Source organism: Vibrio sp. Vb0937, assembly GCF_033338855.1.
Window position 1 is genome coordinate 28837 of the sequence record NZ_JAWOTK010000019.1, and the last position, 17118, is coordinate 45954.

14 protein-coding genes are annotated in these 17118 nt (G+C 46.7%); 5 read left to right on the plus strand and 9 right to left on the minus strand.

What is annotated here, in order from left to right; translation table 11 throughout:
* Window positions 1-64: 64 nt before the first annotated feature.
* The 8 genes from R7P67_RS18115 to dsrO all read right to left on the minus strand — a co-directional run bounded on the left by R7P67_RS18115 (window position 65) and on the right by dsrO (window position 10822).
* Window positions 65-643 carry a membrane integrity-associated transporter subunit PqiC gene (locus R7P67_RS18115; RefSeq protein ID WP_258473927.1) on the minus strand — a complete coding sequence of 193 codons (579 nt, stop codon included), beginning with the start codon at window positions 641-643 and terminating at the stop codon, window positions 65-67.
* A complete protein-coding gene (gene pqiB / locus R7P67_RS18120; protein ID WP_005376682.1) occupies window positions 643-2289 on the minus strand; it encodes an intermembrane transport protein PqiB in 1647 nt (548 codons plus the stop codon). The genes R7P67_RS18115 and pqiB overlap by 1 nt, the downstream gene beginning before the upstream one ends.
* Window positions 2282-3613 carry a paraquat-inducible protein A gene (locus tag R7P67_RS18125; protein ID WP_137282256.1) on the minus strand — a complete coding sequence of 444 codons (1332 nt, stop codon included), beginning with the start codon at window positions 3611-3613 and terminating at the stop codon, window positions 2282-2284. The genes pqiB and R7P67_RS18125 overlap by 8 nt, the downstream gene beginning before the upstream one ends.
* A gap of 303 nt (window positions 3614-3916) precedes the next feature.
* Window positions 3917-4969, minus strand: coding sequence for a c-type cytochrome (locus R7P67_RS18130; RefSeq protein ID WP_262653418.1), 1053 nt, complete (start codon window positions 4967-4969; stop codon window positions 3917-3919).
* A gap of 8 nt (window positions 4970-4977) precedes the next feature.
* Entirely contained in the window at window positions 4978-5541 is a 564-nt protein-coding gene (locus R7P67_RS18135) for a c-type cytochrome (RefSeq protein ID WP_395236104.1), read from the minus strand.
* Between the two features lie 276 nt (window positions 5542-5817).
* Window positions 5818-8910, minus strand: a complete 3093-nt coding sequence (locus tag R7P67_RS18140) for a tetrathionate reductase subunit A (protein WP_262653423.1) — start codon at window positions 8908-8910, stop codon at window positions 5818-5820.
* Window positions 8911-8927: 17 nt separating this feature from the next.
* A complete protein-coding gene (gene nrfD, locus R7P67_RS18145; RefSeq protein ID WP_137282252.1) occupies window positions 8928-10058 on the minus strand; it encodes an NrfD/PsrC family molybdoenzyme membrane anchor subunit in 1131 nt (376 codons plus the stop codon).
* Complete coding sequence (dsrO, locus tag R7P67_RS18150; protein ID WP_104975481.1) at window positions 10055-10822, minus strand: sulfate reduction electron transfer complex DsrMKJOP subunit DsrO; 768 nt, start codon at window positions 10820-10822, stop codon at window positions 10055-10057. Before dsrO ends, nrfD begins: the two co-directional genes overlap by 4 nt.
* 178 nt (window positions 10823-11000) lie before the next feature.
* On the opposite strand from dsrO, the gene R7P67_RS18155 reads away from it, so the two are divergent.
* The 5 genes from R7P67_RS18155 to R7P67_RS18175 all read left to right on the plus strand — a co-directional run bounded on the left by R7P67_RS18155 (window position 11001) and on the right by R7P67_RS18175 (window position 16650).
* Window positions 11001-12833, plus strand: a complete 1833-nt coding sequence (locus R7P67_RS18155) for a sensor histidine kinase (protein WP_042523068.1) — start codon at window positions 11001-11003, stop codon at window positions 12831-12833.
* A gap of 25 nt (window positions 12834-12858) precedes the next feature.
* Window positions 12859-13461, plus strand: a complete 603-nt coding sequence (locus R7P67_RS18160; RefSeq protein WP_033905719.1) for a response regulator transcription factor — start codon at window positions 12859-12861, stop codon at window positions 13459-13461.
* A gap of 102 nt (window positions 13462-13563) precedes the next feature.
* Window positions 13564-13962: a hypothetical protein gene (locus R7P67_RS18165; protein WP_005376702.1), complete on the plus strand. Its 399-nt coding sequence runs from the start codon at window positions 13564-13566 to the stop codon at window positions 13960-13962.
* Between the two features lie 64 nt (window positions 13963-14026).
* Window positions 14027-16138 (plus strand): protein-disulfide reductase DsbD family protein, encoded by a 2112-nt coding sequence (locus tag R7P67_RS18170; RefSeq protein WP_213897738.1) that lies wholly within the window; start codon window positions 14027-14029, stop codon window positions 16136-16138.
* Window positions 16135-16650, plus strand: coding sequence for a protein disulfide oxidoreductase (locus tag R7P67_RS18175; protein ID WP_213874789.1), 516 nt, complete (start codon window positions 16135-16137; stop codon window positions 16648-16650). The genes R7P67_RS18170 and R7P67_RS18175 overlap by 4 nt, the downstream gene beginning before the upstream one ends.
* A 49-nt stretch (window positions 16651-16699) precedes the next feature.
* Here the strand turns inward: R7P67_RS18175 and R7P67_RS18180 are convergent, their stop codons facing one another.
* A complete protein-coding gene (locus R7P67_RS18180; RefSeq protein ID WP_005385790.1) occupies window positions 16700-16921 on the minus strand; it encodes a hypothetical protein in 222 nt (73 codons plus the stop codon).
* Between the last annotated feature and the right edge of the window lie 197 nt (window positions 16922-17118).

Genomic DNA, 17118 nt, shown 5'->3' on the forward strand with positions numbered 1-17118 from the left:
GTAGAAGTCGCTACACTCTGCATAAAAAAGGGAAGCAACTTGCTTCCCTGTAATTAACATTGACTTAGAGTTGTTTGGCAATGTCTGAGGTTAGGCTTTCTAAGCCTATGGATAAAGCGTTGACGAGCGCTTCATAGCCCTCATCTTGAAGCGGCTGTGAGATTTGTATTGGCGCACTGTTTTCGACCTTACCTTCGGCATTAATGAGCAACCATTCTCCCTCAATTTCGATATTACCTTTGTAGCTGCCATTAAATTTATTTAACGTAAGCTGTAGTTTGGCTTCACCGCTTTGATCCAACAGATTATTCATTTCAGTCGGCCAGTAATGACTTTGCTTTTTACGTAGTTCCGCGACAACTCTCTGAGTGATTTGCTCAGAAATACTGTGCGCCCATTGATTGTGTTTTGCCTGAATAACTTGGGTCTCAGAGGTTCGATAAACAATGCCATTATCATTCAAATAACTCGCCAATGTCACTGGACGAACAACTAAAGTTGGGCGCTGAGCGATATCAGAAGAGCTCAGCGTCACTGGTTCCGCCTTAGGTAGAAGGTACATAGCTCCTTTAGTTTGCGGAGCGCTACTGCAACCCGTTAGACCGACAAATAGCGCGATAGACAGAAAGAATACTCGTTTCATTAGTTTTGGCCTTTAACTGGTATTGGGTCACTGATTTCATCTTCTCCAAACACAAGAGAGTTTGGCTTTTCGTTTAGCTGTTTAAGTACGGGTTTAAACTCTGTCATCACGCTTTCTAATTCTTTTAGCGTGGCTTCCATTTCGCTGTACATGGTTGAGTTGGGCCCATAACCATCGAGTGTTTTTTGTAATTGCTGTAAGCTTTGGCGAATATCTGTTGGGATCTCTTGCGTCTCTTTTTGATTCAAAAGTTTATCAATACTGTCCGCCACGCGTTCTGCTGAAGCTAACGTTTTTTCGGACGTTTTTAACGTTGAATTGAGAGAGTCTAGTGTTTCTTCCATTGGTAAGTTATTAATCTTATTTAGGAAGTCGTTCACTTGGCGCTGAACCTGCGCAAAACCACCACGCATGGTTGGGAAAACATCTAAATCAGCAAACTTACTCGGTACGTAAGGCTCGTCATTTGGATAGAAGTCGGCGTCAACATACAGTGCGCCTGTTAATAAGTTACCTGTTTTTAAAGTACCACGTAGGCCTTTAGCAAACTCACTCTTCAATTTATCTTTTAACATTGGTAAAGATTGGGATTGGAAATCGCCATAAACACGGCCGAGCTCGATACGTACCAATACAGGGATTTTTTTCGCAGAAAAGTTCTCTTCTGGGGTTGGAAGTCGCATTGGTACACGCATCACAGTACCAATTCTCAAGCCTCGATATTCGACAGGTGCCTTACGTTTAAGTCCTCGTACCGATTCATCAAAAAGCATAACGAATTCAATATAATCATCGTACATACCTTCTCGAAGTTGTTTAATATCATCGTACAAGCGGAAGTTGACCATATTTTCAGTGAGCTGTTCACCGGATTCAAGACCTGGAACGGTATCGAAGGTAACACCACCCGTTAGCATGCTCTCTAATGAGCCAAACTTGACTTCGAACCCTTCAGCATTGAGCTGTAAATCTACGCCAGAATTCAGCCAGAACTTGGTACGAGTGCGCACTAAGCTGTCATAAGGCTTGAAAATAAAGAGTTGGTATAACGCTTTGCGAGTGTCAACATCAAAGCTGGTTTTCTCTACGCGACCAACCGTAAAGCCTTTATAAATGACGGGGTCACCAACGCCTAGCTTACCAGCCTCGCGGTGTGTTAACACAAGGCGTAACCCCTCTGCATCAGGAGAGGCGACTGGGGGAACATCTAAGACCGTAAAGCGCTCTTTCTCTATTTTAGATTTACCCGGCTGAAGTTGGATATAAGCGCCAGACAGCAAGGTCTCTAAACCTGAAACGCCATCACGGCCAATACGAGGCTTCACCACCCAAAACATGGTGTCATCTCGCAGCATGCGTTCTGCATCCTTGTTCATTTGTGCCTTAGCGATGATGTGATCGTAATTTTCACTGAGAGTGACTTCAGTAATCAGTCCGACTTTTACATTCAATGCTCGGATTTCGGTTTTGCCAACCTCAATCCCATCTGCGGTTGGCAGTTGGAGAGTAATTTGTGGGCCTGTACTGTTGATATATTGGAACAGCATCCACGCTCCCATGGCTAGCGCAAGGATCGGGACAATCCATATCGCAGAAATCTGCTTTTGCGGTTTTATTTGAGCGGTTACGTTGTTCTCATCACTCATATTTGGCTTTCTCGTTTAAGTTGTCAGAAATCGGCTCCTGCACTTCGTTTTGTGGCAATTGCCACAACAAACGTGAGTCAAATATCATTGCAGAAAGCATAGTAAAAATGACCACTGCCGCGAAAGAGAGCGCAGCAGGACCTGGATAAATCGCCATTAAGTTTTGCAGCTGAACCAGTGCAACTAAGATCGCGACGACGAAGATATCGATCATGGACCAACGGCCAATAAACTCAGTTATACGGTAGATCTTTAAGCGTGAAATACTCTCTTCGTGCGGAAGATATCGCGCTTTTTGCGCATTGTAATACAGCCACGCGAGTGCCAGCATTTTCGCCATTGGAATAAATACGCTAGCAAAGAAAATTACCATCGCAATAGGGTAAGAACCTAAATGCCAAAGCAATATTACCCCCTCCATGATAGTTGAACCTTCTGCATGTCCAAGGCTTACGGTGTACATCATAGGGTAGAGGTTCGCAGGGATATAGAAAATGATTGAAGCAAACAAAAGCGCCCAAGCTTTTTGTAAATTGTCTGCGGGGTTGTATTTGTGAATAGGGCTTTTACAACGAATGCAGTGTTGGTGTTTTTTAGCTTCAATAGGGTTGAGCTGGTGGCACGTATGACAACCAATATGGTTGTGGTTATGGTGCGTATCACCCTCTTTTACATCAGGTAGCTCGATAGCTGGAATAAAGTGCCCCCAGAGCCAGCTTTTGTCGACCATTGATATGCATTTGACTACCAGAACGGTATATACACAAAACGCCCAGAATGAAGTGCCCATTCCTATGTCTGCGAGGGAAGCGATTTTAATTAAGCTGACCAACACGCCAATCAAAAAGACATCCACCATTAACCAGGGTTCGACTCGAAACAGAAGACGGCATAAAACTTTTGCCATTCGTTGCTGCTTTCTAGAGGGGGTATGTTTACGTGCTTTTAATGCTTCAAGGTGAAGAAAGAGAATGAGACCAACATAGATGGCAGGCAAAACGATAACTGTTGCGAGTAGCAGCACACCCAAAAGCACATTTTGAAACTCAGCCAGCATTTTGGCAGCGTGCAACAAGGTGATCTCTTGCGACAACCCTTGCACGCTGAACGACATAAAAGGGAAAGAAATGCTTAGCACTAACATGATCAAACATGCCGATGATATGGCGATCACGCTTTGGTAAGGCTTGGCATTCACTTTAGTCAGCGAATGCGAACATCGAGGACATTGTGCTTTTTGCCCCTGTTCGATATCGGGAATGCGAACAACAAGGCCGCACTCTTCGCATGAAATTAACTGACGGGAATTAGGTTGAATACTCATCGGGTAGGTTTTAGATTCATTTGCTTTAAGAATACTCTTTTTTCACTAGGCACGCTTGTTTTGATTCAGGAGTTTACGAGTTTCTTACTTTTGGCATTAGAGCATATGGGAGATCTAAGACATAAACGAAGTCACGTTTGGTACAAGATTTTACGGCGAAGATGAGTATGTTGGAAGTCGAAAATAATGTGATATTGCTTGTCTGTGGAGGGGGGTAATTACTTGTTTTTAAGGGTAAGTAACCCTGCCCAGATAATCTGAGCAGGGAAAAAGAGCATTTTATTTAAGGTGCTTAGTTGTACTTTACTTGACCGTTCCGCTCTTAAAGGCATTGGAGCCGACTTGCGTACCGTTGAGCGTTTTGCCGTAATAGCCTTGGTGCTGGTGATATTTCTCCGCGTTTGCGGTGACATTGCCTTTGAATCGAGGATCTTGTGGACGCTCATGGCTGTTGACGTATGCTGCGACATCCCAAGCTTCTTGCTCTGTCAGCTGTACACTTTTCCCAAGCGGCATGTTTTCGTAAATAAAATAGGCCGCTGTGTTAATCCGGTGCATACCTGCGCCCCAGTTATACGCATATTCGCCCCAAAGTGGTGGAATGTATGAATGGTCGTTGGTGTCTTTGATGCCTGAACCGTCGGCGCGATGGCAAGTTTCACAGTTCTTTTCGTAGACCAATGCGCCTCGCTCTATTGATGGTTCTTGCTCAGGGGCGGCGATTTTTGGGTAGCCACGCCCAGAGAGATTACCTCGCTTTTCAACTGGTAATGCTTGTGCGATGGCTTCGGGCAACGGAAAGTCTTTTGCTTTTCCACCAATTTGCAACGCTTTTGCGTCTAGTTCTGGAATGGGTATATCCGCCATACCATGTTTGTCAAGCAAACCGCCCATCGCTAACCAGTAGGCGTAAGCACTAAGGGCAACAATTTCTGGCGAATCGTAAGCGGGCGCTTTACCGTTCATGGAATACTCGAAACAACCCTGGATACGGTCAGCATAGCTATTTACGCGATCGTTTTTCTTACGATATGCCGGGTATGCCATGTAAGCTGCCCACAGTGGCGCAGCGTTTGCTTTTCGTCCTGCCTCCATATGGCAGTTCACACAGTTTTGTTCGTTGCCAACGTATTTTCCGCGCATTTGTTGTGAGTTAACAAAGAGCGAGTAACCGCGTTTTACTTGCTCACCAAATGCGGTGTTTGGGATTGTGCTGAGACCACGCGGTTTTAAGTATTCACCGTGCTTTTCTTTTTCTATCGCAGGTAGCTCTTTCTGGCGGTCCGGTAACAGATCGTTAGCTAATACGAGCGTAGAAATGAAAGGCAGTGCGAACAAAGAATAGAAACGTTTCATGACTGCTCCTAGTAACGTAATGAGGCAAAGTAGTAAGCAAGATTTTCGATCTCTTTGTCAGTGAGATTTTTTGCGATGGTCCCCATCATATTGAGCGGGTCACCACTGCGAGTGCCGTTTTTCCATGCCATCAATTGCGTTTTTAAGTAATCAGCATGTTGGCTTGCGAGGCGAGGGAACTTGTCGACGCCCATACCGCTGGCTCCATGACAAGTTGCGCAAGCTGGAATATTTCTATCCCAATCGCCTTGGAAAATTAATTTACGATAAGGGTTACGAATATCAGCTTGGTCGCCGCGTTGTTCTGGCTTCGTGAACTCATAGCTCGGGAGGTTAGCAAAGTACTTCATAACTTCCTTCCGATCTGCGGGATCGCTGAGTTCCTTCGCCATGCCTTGCATGACCACATTTTGGCGTTCGCCACTAAGGAATAGTTCGATTTGAGTGTTGAGATAATTCGCGTTTAAACCAGCGATCATCGGCGCGATATTTGGCTGTCCCATGCCATCTTGGCCGTGACAACCGCTACATACGCTGGCTTTTTCCGGAATAGACGAGGCGCTTGCGCCCATAGTGGTTGCTAAAAAACAGGCCACCACCACTGGAAGAATTTTTGACATGCTGACTCACTTTAATTTTTATTAATATGTCTAAGTGCTACTTGGTAGTCACTTGGACAATATTGTCGGCCTTGTCAATAATGAAAGGTATTGTGGATTTCCACATATTAATAAGTGTAAATGGCCGTGTTTGTTTTTATTGGTTGTTCTATAAGCGATAAAAACAAAGTGGTGAAGAGCTGCACAAATTGGCAGCTCTAAGTGGTAGAGACGTCTTAACGTGCGGCGTTACGCTTTGCGGATTTTGGCCGGCAGGGACTGACGTGCCGCCGCGCCCACGACCCAATCCAACAACACGCCTTTGCCTTCTCGAGTAGGGTCAATTAAGCCAATGTCGTTAATATTGACGCCATCTTGGCTGCGCGTTTTTACGGGTTGTTGTTTATCGCCGATCCAGTGCGAGCGTTGTCCTAGCTCGGTATGACCAAACCCATGTTCAAATCCGAGTGTACTAGGGCGAATCCCGCTGACTATCATCGCAAGTGCTTTGGTGCTTGCAGATGGTGTCTCGATAACAAACTCATCACCCGTTTTAATGCCTGCGCGCTCGGCATCGATTGGATGGATGTACACTGGGTTTACGCCTTTAATCGAGTTCAACCTTGGCGATAGATTGGATACCGCACTGTGAATGTTGGATTTAAAGTTCGTCAGGCTGAAAGGCCATTCTGAGCTTGGGAACTGGTCTTCCATTGGTGTGCCATCGGCCAGTTTTTGTGGATGCCATGTTGGGCAACCCGTGTAGAAATCACCGGTCATGGTGTTTCTTGCGCTGCCGACACGTTCATTCCATATCGCGACAGGTCGTGTCCATTTGTGCTTCATTTGCTCACCTTGATACGCTTCGGTTGCATTTTCAAAACGTCCACCGCGAGCAAAAATAAACGCCACACGTTTCATCTCATCCGCTGTCAGCGTCTTCTGCATAGCTGGCATTAAACGCTCTAGGCCGGACCACGCAATGTCTTCTGCCGAAACTTCAGGCACCCCGCCTTTCACATAAGCCAAGTTTGCCGCGGAACGTAAGTAGAAATCTTCAGCGCTGTGGAGAGCGTGCCAATTCCCTTGCGCATCTTGAATCGCGTTGTCACCAAAGCCGCCTAGTTGCATTTTCTTGGCGACATCAATCAAAAAGTTTTCTAAGCAAATCGAACGACCATCGGCGGTTTTCTCTGTTCGCGCTTCCACAATCGGCCAGCGAGCGGTGACGGTTTTCACCGGAACGTCGTGCCAAGGCGTTGCCATACCCCAGCTTTCGTAGGTGACCGTGTCCGGCACAATATAATCCGACAATGCGGTGGTTTCGTTAATGAACGCATCAACAGACACAATCAAACCGAGTTGTTTTGGATCTTTAAGCTTGTCTTCCAGCAGCGTTTTCAAACCGGGCACACCATACATCGGGTTCGCCATGTGGTTGATCCACGCTTTTACGCGGTATGGATACCCATCAATAGCCGCAGATAGGTGCTCTGTCAGCAGTGGCGCGGCAAACGGATACCAAGGGGCGCGAGTTGGGTAAGGTGATTCACCTGCCTCAACGCGACGTTTGTATTCGCTGGTTTTGTGGTAGGGGAATTTACTGCGCGACAAAAAGACGCCTTTCGGGCCGACTTTGCCAGCAAATTTGGTGAAGTCGTAACGAGGACCCGCAGCGGAAGTTGGGTAGCCACCCGCTTTGGCCATCGCGCCGCCTTTCATATTTATGTTACCAATCAACGCATTGAGCATCATGATGGTAAACGAGTTATAGAACCCATTGGTGTGCATGTTGCCACCGTGGGTATCGACCACCGCTTTTGTTCCGTGACTGGTGAAGCGCTTTGCTAGTTCAACAACTTGTTCGACAGGGATTTCACATTGTTGGCTGTAGAACTCAAGACTGTATTTGAACGCCTCTTCTTTGAGTCTTTGTAGAGACGATTTTACGCGCACTTCGCTCGATGCAAGCGAAACCGTTTTATCGACAAACAGTGCCGCTTCCTCAGCTTGGGTATGAACACCAAATTCGCCGCTTTGCTCATCCACGATGACGTACGGGTCGGAGTCAGACAACGCTTCGCCCTCGAATGGCAGATTCAAGTCGGACGCGCGTAAAAACGTGCCGTTTCTCGGGTGCTGATTATCGCTTATCACGAGATGCGTAGCATTACACCAGTGCGCGGTGCCGGCTCGTTTCATCGCGTTTGCCCCCGGCTGCGCCAAGAAGGTTTTGTTGTAGCGTTGGTTTTCGATGATCCACTGGATCATGCCAAGCACGAGGGCAGAGTCGGTGCCTGGTTTGATTGGTACCCAGCGGTTGTTGTCACCGGCAGCCAAGCTCAATGAACCAGCAGGCAAACTTGGTGTGATGATGGTGTATTCCAAGCTACCTTCTGTTCGCGCATTGGCGAGTTGGCGCGCCTGACGCTTAAAAGGGTTACCCGCTTGAGCTGGTGACATACCGATGAAGATGATGTATTCCGCGTTATCAAAGTCTGGCTTCAAGTGCGCGTTCTTATCTAAATCGTTCATGAATGCGCCGCTGCCAGCACGAAATGCGTAGCCGCAGTAAGAGCCATGATGCCCAAAGTTACGCGTACCATAGCTGTTGAACGCGAAGCGTTTGAATATGTCGTCTCGGCCTTCGTTACCGGCGTTGGTCATTAACAGTTGGTTGGCTTTCGGTCCATATTCTGGGTTTTCAGGATCAACGGGCGTTGTTAAATCGCGAATGTCGCGTAAGCCATCCACATGACCTTCACCAAATAAATCACCGCCCTCGACGACTTCTTCTATCAGTTGTTCGTAACTGATCGGAATCCATTTTCCTTCGCCGCGTTTTCCAACTCGTTTCAGTGGCTGAGTAATGCGGTACGGGCTGTTGCGAATTTCTAGCATCCCATTGCCACGTGCGCATGCTGTTGAACGACCGTCAAGGCCCGCTTCTCCTGCCAAACTTAAATAAGCACCTTTGACTGGCGTTTCGAACGGAATGTGTTGCTGATGAGAGAGTGGGTGATATGGGTTGCCAGTAATACGCAAAATCTCGTCGTTGCGGTTATCAATGCGTACACGCAATCCGCACAGTGACCAACAACCAAAGCACATCGATGGTGCAACGCGCTGATTTGGATTAGGGATTAGGTTGCCTTTGCTGTTGGCCGTGTACTCTGGTTCAAGCGAGTTACCGTGGTGAATATCACGCGTTTTTTCTCCCGCAGTGCCTTCGAGCGCACCCTCGACCATGTGTTTGGTGGTGGTGGCGTAACCCGCAGCGAATGCGCCAAGCCCACCCACTACAATGCCTGATTTCAAAAACTGACGGCGTTTGTTATCCATGATGAAATCCCCTTTGATTAGCGTTCAGTTAAGGTGGGTGATGAGGCTTTTACTTCGATCTTTTGTTTTGGCTGAACCAGCTCCGAACCGAGCAGTGCCAGTGCAAGCCATAATCCGAGCATGCCGATAATGCCTATCCAGCCATTTCCATCCATAGTGAGTTGGTATGGATACAGCCCTGCATCGAACTTGGCGATGGTTTGCACTTCCATGATGGTAAACCAGCGAATCAGCCATGCACTTTCCAGTGCGGCAGCAGACACAAAACTGAGCCCTATGACGTGACGAAATCTGGCTGATGCGGACTTTTTGGTATCGCGCAAGAAGATGAAAGCGAGCAAAACACAACCTAAAACGACAAAAGTGAGCAGGGCAATGTTGTGCATCCATTGTTCGCTAGAATAGAGCGAAAATGCGGAATTGTTGGATGCCCAAATCGGTAGCAGTATCAGCGTTAATACACCGCTGGTAACCACTGATTTTTTCAGTAAATTAGTATCGCCAGATGTCAGCGTCTTTGACTGACTAGGCAGCAGTAACCAAATCAGCAGAGAAAACCCGACCGCGCCCATAAATGCAGTAACAAACCAAAGAACCGGCGACGCGGGTTGGTGCCATAAAGATCGCGATTTAACGACCGCAATTTCAGCGCCTGTGTAGACTGCAATGGTGAGGCCTGATAGCACCGTGATGGCGGACACCATAAGCATGGCTCTACGAGAGAGCGCCCAGTCACCCAGTGACAGCTTTGAAATTAGAGGCAGTACTTTTCCTGGCTGATTACGTAAGTTGATCAGATCCTGGCGGAGATACAGCCATGCGGTTACTACCGCTAAACCTGAGAAAACAGGCAAGAAAAGCGACCCTAAAGACATCCATGACCACGGAGTGATGTGGGCGTAAAAATGCCATGCGCGTCCCGGCTGGTGAAGGTCGCCAGTTAACGCTAATGGCCCCACGATGGCGCCGATGGCCAGCGTCAGAACGAGCGCAGCGCGCAGTCTGTGACTGGTGTGTCTTTCAAATAATAGGGCGATTAGGAATAAAACAGCAGCCGCATAAGCCGAACCGATGTAGAAGAAATACTGCACCGCCCACGGGAGCCAAGCCATCGCTTGAGGTTGGACTAACACTTCGGTGATGTTCATGCGCGATCTCCTTGTGGGTCGTAAATAGCAGGTTGTCCGTCGATGTGGCTGGTGAAGCGTTCATCCATGCCGATGTAAAACACGTGTGGCTTGGTCTCTTCGTTGGGTTTTAGCACTTTGATGTCGTCTTGGTGCTGCGCAATTAAGCGGCGGACTTCACTTGATGGATCATTCAAATCACCAATTACACGTGCTCCGCCAACACAGGTTTCCACGCAGGCAGGTAATAGACCTTGTTCTAGACGGTGAGCGCAGAAGGTGCATTTGTCTGCGGTGAGGGTGTCCTCATTGATAAAACGCGCATCGTAAGGGCAAGCCTGTACGCAATACGCGCAGGCGACACAGCGACTGTTATCCACCATGACGATGCCATCTTCGCGCTGAAAGGTCGCTTGAACCGGACACACAGCCACGCAGGGTGGGTTTTCGCAGTGGTTACAAAGGCGAGGGAGCATAAAGGCTTTCGCTTCTCGCGTGGCTGTAGAGCCATCATCTAACGTAACTTCGTATTGCTTTACGGTGGTTCGGAATTGACCGATAGGCACTTGGTTCTCGATGCTGCAACCCACAGTGCAAGCCTGGCATCCGACACATTTACGCAAATCCACCACCATGGCATAACGCTTGCCGACTTGTCCTTTTCGGTCAGCGGACTGGTTATTTCGAATAATGTTTCCCGCAGTTGCCGTGCCAATGCCTGCGGCTGGAATTAACGCGGCTCCGGCTGTGACCGCGCTGAGAAAGCGACGTTTGGTGGAATCCATAACTCACCTGCTTTTTTGTTGTATTTGAATTGACTGATTCCATTGTGAGAAATGCGCCGCGAGGCTTATATTGTGGATTTCCACATACCCAGATCAAACTTGATCTAAAACAAATGTGGTTTAGGGAAGGTAGCTGTTATTCTTGTCGTACTCTCTTGACGGAACGATTCGACTCATCATGAAAAAAGCACTGTGGCTTCAGCTTTGGATTCTTTGCTTAGTTGCCTTTGCATCTTTGGCTCAGGGCGCAGTTTCTGAACAAGCAGATCTGCAAGGAATGCAAGAGCAAAAAGCAGAGCAGCCACAGGCCAAGCAAAAAGTCGAAGTGGGCGTGTTAGCGATACGTGGTCATCTTTATGCTGAGCAGAGATGGCAACCGACCATTGATTGGCTCAATCAGCAAATTTCCGATGTGCATTTTGTCCTTCATCCCCTTAACTTGGATGAAATGGGCGAAGCGGTGAAGTTTCAGAAGATAGATTTCATCTTAACCAACCCAGGTCAGGCAGTGCGATTGGGCAGGCAATACGCGCTGTCGTGGATGGCAACGCTAACCAGCAGAGCACCACAAAACTCGAATTACGGCATTGGTTCGGCGCTTGTGGTTCGAGCCAATTCAAGTTATCAAACGGTGCAAGATGTCTCAGGACGTCCCGTTGCAGCGGTATCAGAAAAAGCCTTTGGTGGTTATCTCACGATGCGCTATCAAATAGTCAAAATGGGTCTTAATCCAAACGATTTCTTTTCTGATGTCCGCTATCTTGGTTTTCCTATTGATGCCAACCTGTATCAACTACGTGATGGCAATGTGGAAGCGGCCGTTGTCCCTGCTTGTTTATTGGAACAGATGCTAAGTGAAGGGCTTTTACAACCGAGTAATTACCGAGTTTTAAATCAACAGCCGAACGAGCGTTCGTTATGCGCTGTTTCCACACCGCTTTATCCGAACTGGTCATTTGCCAAAACAGAGCGCGGCTCATCTCAGATTGCCAAACAGATTGCGCAAGTATTGTTAGCGATGCCACCTGAACACCCTGCGGTTATTGCGGCAGGCGCGTCAGGTTGGACGTCCCCCGTCAGCTTGCTGAGTATCGACAAACTGTATCAGGCGTTGGATCTCCATCCGTTGCAACAACCTTGGTGGAGTGAGGCTCTACGCTGGCTGCGTAGTCATCAAGAATGGGCATGGGCGCTGTTCATGTTTGTGATTGTGTTGAACGCGTACCACTTTTGGCTTGAGTATCGATTTAGCAAGAGTAAGCAAGCGTTGGAGCAGACATCGTTACGATTAAAAGAGAAAAGTGAACAGTTAGAACATTCACAAAGGGTCGCGATTGTCGGAGAAATCGGCACTAGTCTTGCTCATGAACTCAATCAGCCATTGGCAGCCATTCGCAATTATAGTGAAGGCGGTTTACTTCGCTTGGCCAAAAAACGCCCACATGAAGATATTGTCCCTGTACTTGAGAAAATACAGGGCCAAGTTGAAAGAGCCGATGCAATTATTCAGCGATTAAGAACGTTGATTCGCAAGCGCAGTGTCGACAAAACGTCGTGCGATCTTCAAGTACTCATTGATGACACGATTGAGTTGCTCCATTTTAGAATGCAGAAGCAAAACATTTCTATTGTGGCCAGTACAGAAGGGAACATTCGTCCGTTACTTGTCGATGCAGTTGGCGTACAACAGGTTTTAGTTAATGTGATCAGCAACGCGATTGATGCGTGTACTTTGTTCCAAGAGAAATATCACTCATCAGGCTATCAAGGTAAAATTGCCCTGCATTGCGATTACCAAATCAATCAACTCTCTATTCGAGTGTTAGACAATGGTACAGGGTTGCAGCAAGAGAATCCGACTCAAGCGTTTGTGAGTAGCAAAGAAGAAGGGCTTGGGCTAGGGTTAGCCATTTGTCGCGATGTGATGGAAATGCATGGTGGCGAGTTTGTCATCAGCTCGACAGCACCACATGGTTGTTTGGTTGAGCTTGTGTTTCCATATCAAAACTAATCTGAACTAGGCATAGGAGCATTCAATGAGCAGCGGTGAAAAGCAGCTACCTGTTTTTGTAGTCGATGATGATGAATCGGTGCGTGACTCGCTCGCTTTTATGCTGGAAGAGCATGAGTTCAAGGTGACGACTTTTGCTGATGGGCAATCTTTTCTCGATAAAGTGAACATTCATCAGGCCGGATGCGTGATCCTTGATAGCCGAATGCCCAACCTTCGTGGTCAGCAAGTGCACCAAGTTTTAAATAAAGCCAACAGCCCGTTAGCCGTTATTTATCTGACAGGGCATGGTGATGTCCCGATGGCGGTCGATGCATTGCAAGCTGGGGCGGTCAATTTCTTCCAAAAGCCAGTCAAAGGCGATGAACTGGCACGAGCCATTTTACAGGGACAGGCGCAGTCTGCCACAAACCTCGATATGGCAGCAGCTAAATCGGCTTATGAATCGCTCACACCTAGAGAAAAAGACATTTTACGTTTGATTATTGAAGGAAAGCGCAACATTCGTATTGCTGACGAACTTTGCATAGCAATGCGAACGGTTGAAGTACACCGAGCTAATCTATTGAAGAAGTTCTCGGCAAAAACCGTCGCAGAGTTGGCATATATTTATGGCAAGCTAGATTAAAGCTTACCGAGTGAAGCCTCTTAAGGTTATTTAGAGGATACAACTTGAGCTTTATGACGACTCGCGTATTATCTTCTTCGTTCTTACTTTATCTGAATTCTTATGAGTTTGTTGACTAAACGACATCACACGCCACATAAGCGGGCAAAATGGCTACTGGCGATTATTGGCTGGGTGGTCGTTGTGTGTCTGATGCAAAATTCAGGCTTTGCATCGTCATGCTCTATGAAATATGAGACGGAATCGCCCGCGGTTTCACTTGCTGATGAGCGTTCGAGCGTCAAGTCTATTGATACTAAAGAAACTAGCAAGTGCGAATTGTCTGAAAAGTTAATTCAGTTTTCTCAACATCAACTCGATGTATTTATTGTTGTTCTGTTTGTCGGTCTTTTTGCTTCGGCAATTTGGTTGTGCAGTGCCTATATTGGTGCGCAACATTGGACGGAACCGATAGGCCGTAAGTATCGAGTCCATCTGACTTTCTGTGTGTTCCGAGAATAAAAGCGTGCTTTCTGACCACTAGCGTCAGTTATTTAGCACCTTTGTCTTTTAACTAGGAATCACTATGAATCAAATTACTAAACTGACTCAGTTTGCGTCCATGTTTTTTATGACGCTTGCTTTGAGTTTGCTCTCTCTGAGTATTTCAGCTCAAACTACTGATACAGGTTGGCTGACCAACCCGCAACATCCTCCAGTGCAAACGCGCTTTGTGCTCACTGGTCAACAAGATCCGCAAGCCAAAACAATCACTGGTTATCTGGACGTCAAGTTGGCTGGGGACTGGAAAACTTACTGGCGTTCACCTGGTGAGGGCGGCGTAGCACCATCTATTGATTGGCAGAATTCACAAAATTTATCCAAAGTGGATTGGCAATGGCCGCACCCACAAAAATTCGAACTATTAGGTATCGAGACTCTTGGGTATAAAGGCGATACTTTGTTCCCCATGACGCTGCACGTCGAAGACATGTCCAAACCTGTCACGATTGATGCGGTACTGACACTTTCTTCTTGTACGACGATTTGTGTGCTGACCGACTATCAAATTCAATTGACGTTCTTGCCTTCTGATCTAAAAGTCGATGAAGACGTGATGTTCAGTTACGCTCAAGCAGTGAGTAACGTGCCGCAGCCATCGCCGTTTATTGATGTTACTCAGGCGAGTTGGGATGCGAACCAATCGAAACTACAAATCACGCTAAAGAACAGTCAGGGTTGGCAACAACCACAAGTGCTGGTGGATGGTGTCGGTGAAGCAACGCGAGACTATAGCTTCAAGCTTGAAGGAATGCATCAAGAAGGAAACATCGTCACCACGAGCTATATCGTTGATACTTGGCTGGGCGATGTGGAGTTAGATGGTCAGTCGCTGTTTGTGACCATCAAAGACACCAATTTACTAGCAGAAGAAACCACTCAAGCAACTGCTGAGGCAATAGTTGAACCGCTGCCGAGCACGTCTCTAACGAGTGTTTTTCTATTCGCGTTGCTCGGCGGTTTAATTCTTAACATCATGCCTTGCGTTCTTCCGGTTTTGGGGATGAAGCTAAGTAGTATTGTTGCCGCTCAAGGTATCGAGCGTCGTCAAATTCGCGCTCAGTTTGTTGCCTCGTCACTTGGTATATTAACGTCGTTCTGGATTCTCGCTGGTTTTATTTTGGTGCTTAAGCTAACAGGTAATGCCATTGGCTGGGGCGTGCAATTTCAAAGCCCTTGGTTCTTAGGTTTGATGGTGTTGGTCACCACTTTGTTTGGGGCCAATATGCTGGGGCTGTTTGAAATCCGTCTATCATCGGGTACCAATACATGGCTGGCCTCGAAAGGTGATAACTCCCTAGTTGGTCACTATGTTCAAGGTATGTTTGCCACATTGCTTGCGACGCCTTGCTCCGCGCCTTTTCTAGGAACGGCCGTGGCATTTGCCTTGGGTGCCGACGTATTAACGTTATTTGCAACTTTTACAGCATTAGCATTGGGTATGGCACTGCCTTGGCTCTTAGTCGCTGTGTTTCCAAATATCGCGCTGAAACTACCAAAGCCTGGCTCGTGGATGAATGTCGTTAAAATCGTGTTTGGCATAATGATGCTGGCGACTAGCATTTGGCTACTTTCATTAATGGCAAATCATGTACCGATGTTATGGATTGCACTTATCGCTGTGGTTGCTTTTGTTGTAATGATGGCAAGAGTTAAGAAAGTGTATGGTGAGAAAGCGCTTGCTGTATCCGGAACTGCGTCATTAGTGTTGATAGCTGGTGGCCTGTTACTTGGTAGTGTCACTGCCGACCAATGGGCGACACCGCTTCCTGAGGACTTAGCGTGGCAGAAGCTTTCTAACTCGGCGATTGAAGATCACGTCAATAATGGGCGAGTGGTGTTTGTGGATGTCACTGCGGATTGGTGTGTCACGTGTAAAGCGAACAAGATCGGTGTGATCTGGCAAGATCCTGTCTACTCATTGCTGCAAAGCCCTAATGTAGCGACGTTAAAAGGGGATTGGACACATCCGGACGGCTCGGTAACTGACTTTTTACGAGCTCATGGGCGTTACGGTGTGCCGTTTAACATCGTCTATGGCCCAGCAGCGCCACAAGGTATCCCGTTACCTGTGATTCTGACTGATGATGTTGTTTTAAGCGCAGTGAAACAAGCGAGTGGAGGATCCATTCAATGAGTTCGACAAAGCAGCGTAGAACATTCCGATATTGGCTCGTTCAAATCGTACAGATGGTGCTCATTGTCACCGTCATTTCCATCGTGATGGATTGGTATCGCACCAAAGATATTCCTAAACAGGAGGCACCACCATTGAGCTCCGTATTGAGCGATGGTGAATATTTCGATGCAATCGCGCAAAGTCATGAACAACCTGTCGTTGTTTATTTTTGGGCGACTTGGTGTCCCGCGTGTAAATTTGTAAGCCCAAGCGTGAGCTGGCTGAGTGATGACTATGCCGTAGTTGGTGTTTCTAGCTCTTCAGGGCCAAATGAGCGTGTGGCGCAGTTTATGCGGGCAAAAGAATATCGTTTTGAAAACATAAACGATCCTTCAAGCGATATTATGCGCGAATGGAAAATTAGCGTGACCCCAACCATTTATGTTTTAAGAAATGGTGAAATTTCCTCTGTAACAACTGGCGTTACCACTCCGATAGGAATACTAGCGAGAATTTGGTTAGCTCGATAACGCTATAAAAATCCGATATTCAAAATATTGAGTATCGGATTTTTTCTTTTTATTTTCTCGCTCTAACGGGAATAATAATGTGTGCGTATGGCATACCATTCCACATCACGTATGGGCCATCATAACTTGAACCGGTTGGTAGAGAGTCGAGCAACACTTGGTCTAGGGTAATAATCATCATGTGTGGTTCTTCCACAATCCATTGGTTATCGTCCGTTATTCCTTCTGAAAATGGGTCGGTGTTATTGGCGCCGCCATCACCCGCTAACATGCCAAAAAATACAATTAACTGAAATGAAATTAGTTAAATAGTCAGATTAATAAATCAAAGCTCAATTTAATAAAAAATTAAAGCTTGATAAATTTAATTATAGATTGACCTTAAAAAGGAGTTTTATTTAAATTTAAAATAGTAATTGATAGTTTTACTATGTTAATTTAAGTGTTCTTTTATAAACATTTTTCGTC

Excerpts from the sequence above, each read along its gene's own strand:
- R7P67_RS18130 (WP_262653418.1), bottom strand. The coding sequence starts at position 4,969 with ATGAAACGTTTCTATTCTTTGTTCGCACTGCCTTTCATTTCTACGCTC.
- R7P67_RS18155 (WP_042523068.1), top strand. The coding sequence starts at position 11,001 with ATGAAAAAAGCACTGTGGCTTCAGCTTTGGATTCTTTGCTTAGTTGCC.
- R7P67_RS18115 (WP_258473927.1), bottom strand. The coding sequence starts at position 643 with ATGAAACGAGTATTCTTTCTGTCTATCGCGCTATTTGTCGGTCTAACG.
- dsrO (WP_104975481.1), bottom strand. The coding sequence starts at position 10,822 with ATGGATTCCACCAAACGTCGCTTTCTCAGCGCGGTCACAGCCGGAGCC.
- R7P67_RS18140 (WP_262653423.1), bottom strand. The coding sequence starts at position 8,910 with ATGGATAACAAACGCCGTCAGTTTTTGAAATCAGGCATTGTAGTGGGT.
- R7P67_RS18170 (WP_213897738.1), top strand. The coding sequence starts at position 14,027 with ATGAATCAAATTACTAAACTGACTCAGTTTGCGTCCATGTTTTTTATG.
- R7P67_RS18135 (WP_395236104.1), bottom strand. The coding sequence starts at position 5,541 with ATGGGCGCAAGCGCCTCGTCTATTCCGGAAAAAGCCAGCGTATGTAGC.
- R7P67_RS18165 (WP_005376702.1), top strand. The coding sequence starts at position 13,564 with ATGAGTTTGTTGACTAAACGACATCACACGCCACATAAGCGGGCAAAA.
- R7P67_RS18125 (WP_137282256.1), bottom strand. The coding sequence starts at position 3,613 with ATGAGTATTCAACCTAATTCCCGTCAGTTAATTTCATGCGAAGAGTGC.
- R7P67_RS18180 (WP_005385790.1), bottom strand. The coding sequence starts at position 16,921 with ATGTTAGCGGGTGATGGCGGCGCCAATAACACCGACCCATTTTCAGAA.
- R7P67_RS18160 (WP_033905719.1), top strand. The coding sequence starts at position 12,859 with ATGAGCAGCGGTGAAAAGCAGCTACCTGTTTTTGTAGTCGATGATGAT.
- R7P67_RS18175 (WP_213874789.1), top strand. The coding sequence starts at position 16,135 with ATGAGTTCGACAAAGCAGCGTAGAACATTCCGATATTGGCTCGTTCAA.
- nrfD (WP_137282252.1), bottom strand. The coding sequence starts at position 10,058 with ATGAACATCACCGAAGTGTTAGTCCAACCTCAAGCGATGGCTTGGCTC.
- pqiB (WP_005376682.1), bottom strand. The coding sequence starts at position 2,289 with ATGAGTGATGAGAACAACGTAACCGCTCAAATAAAACCGCAAAAGCAG.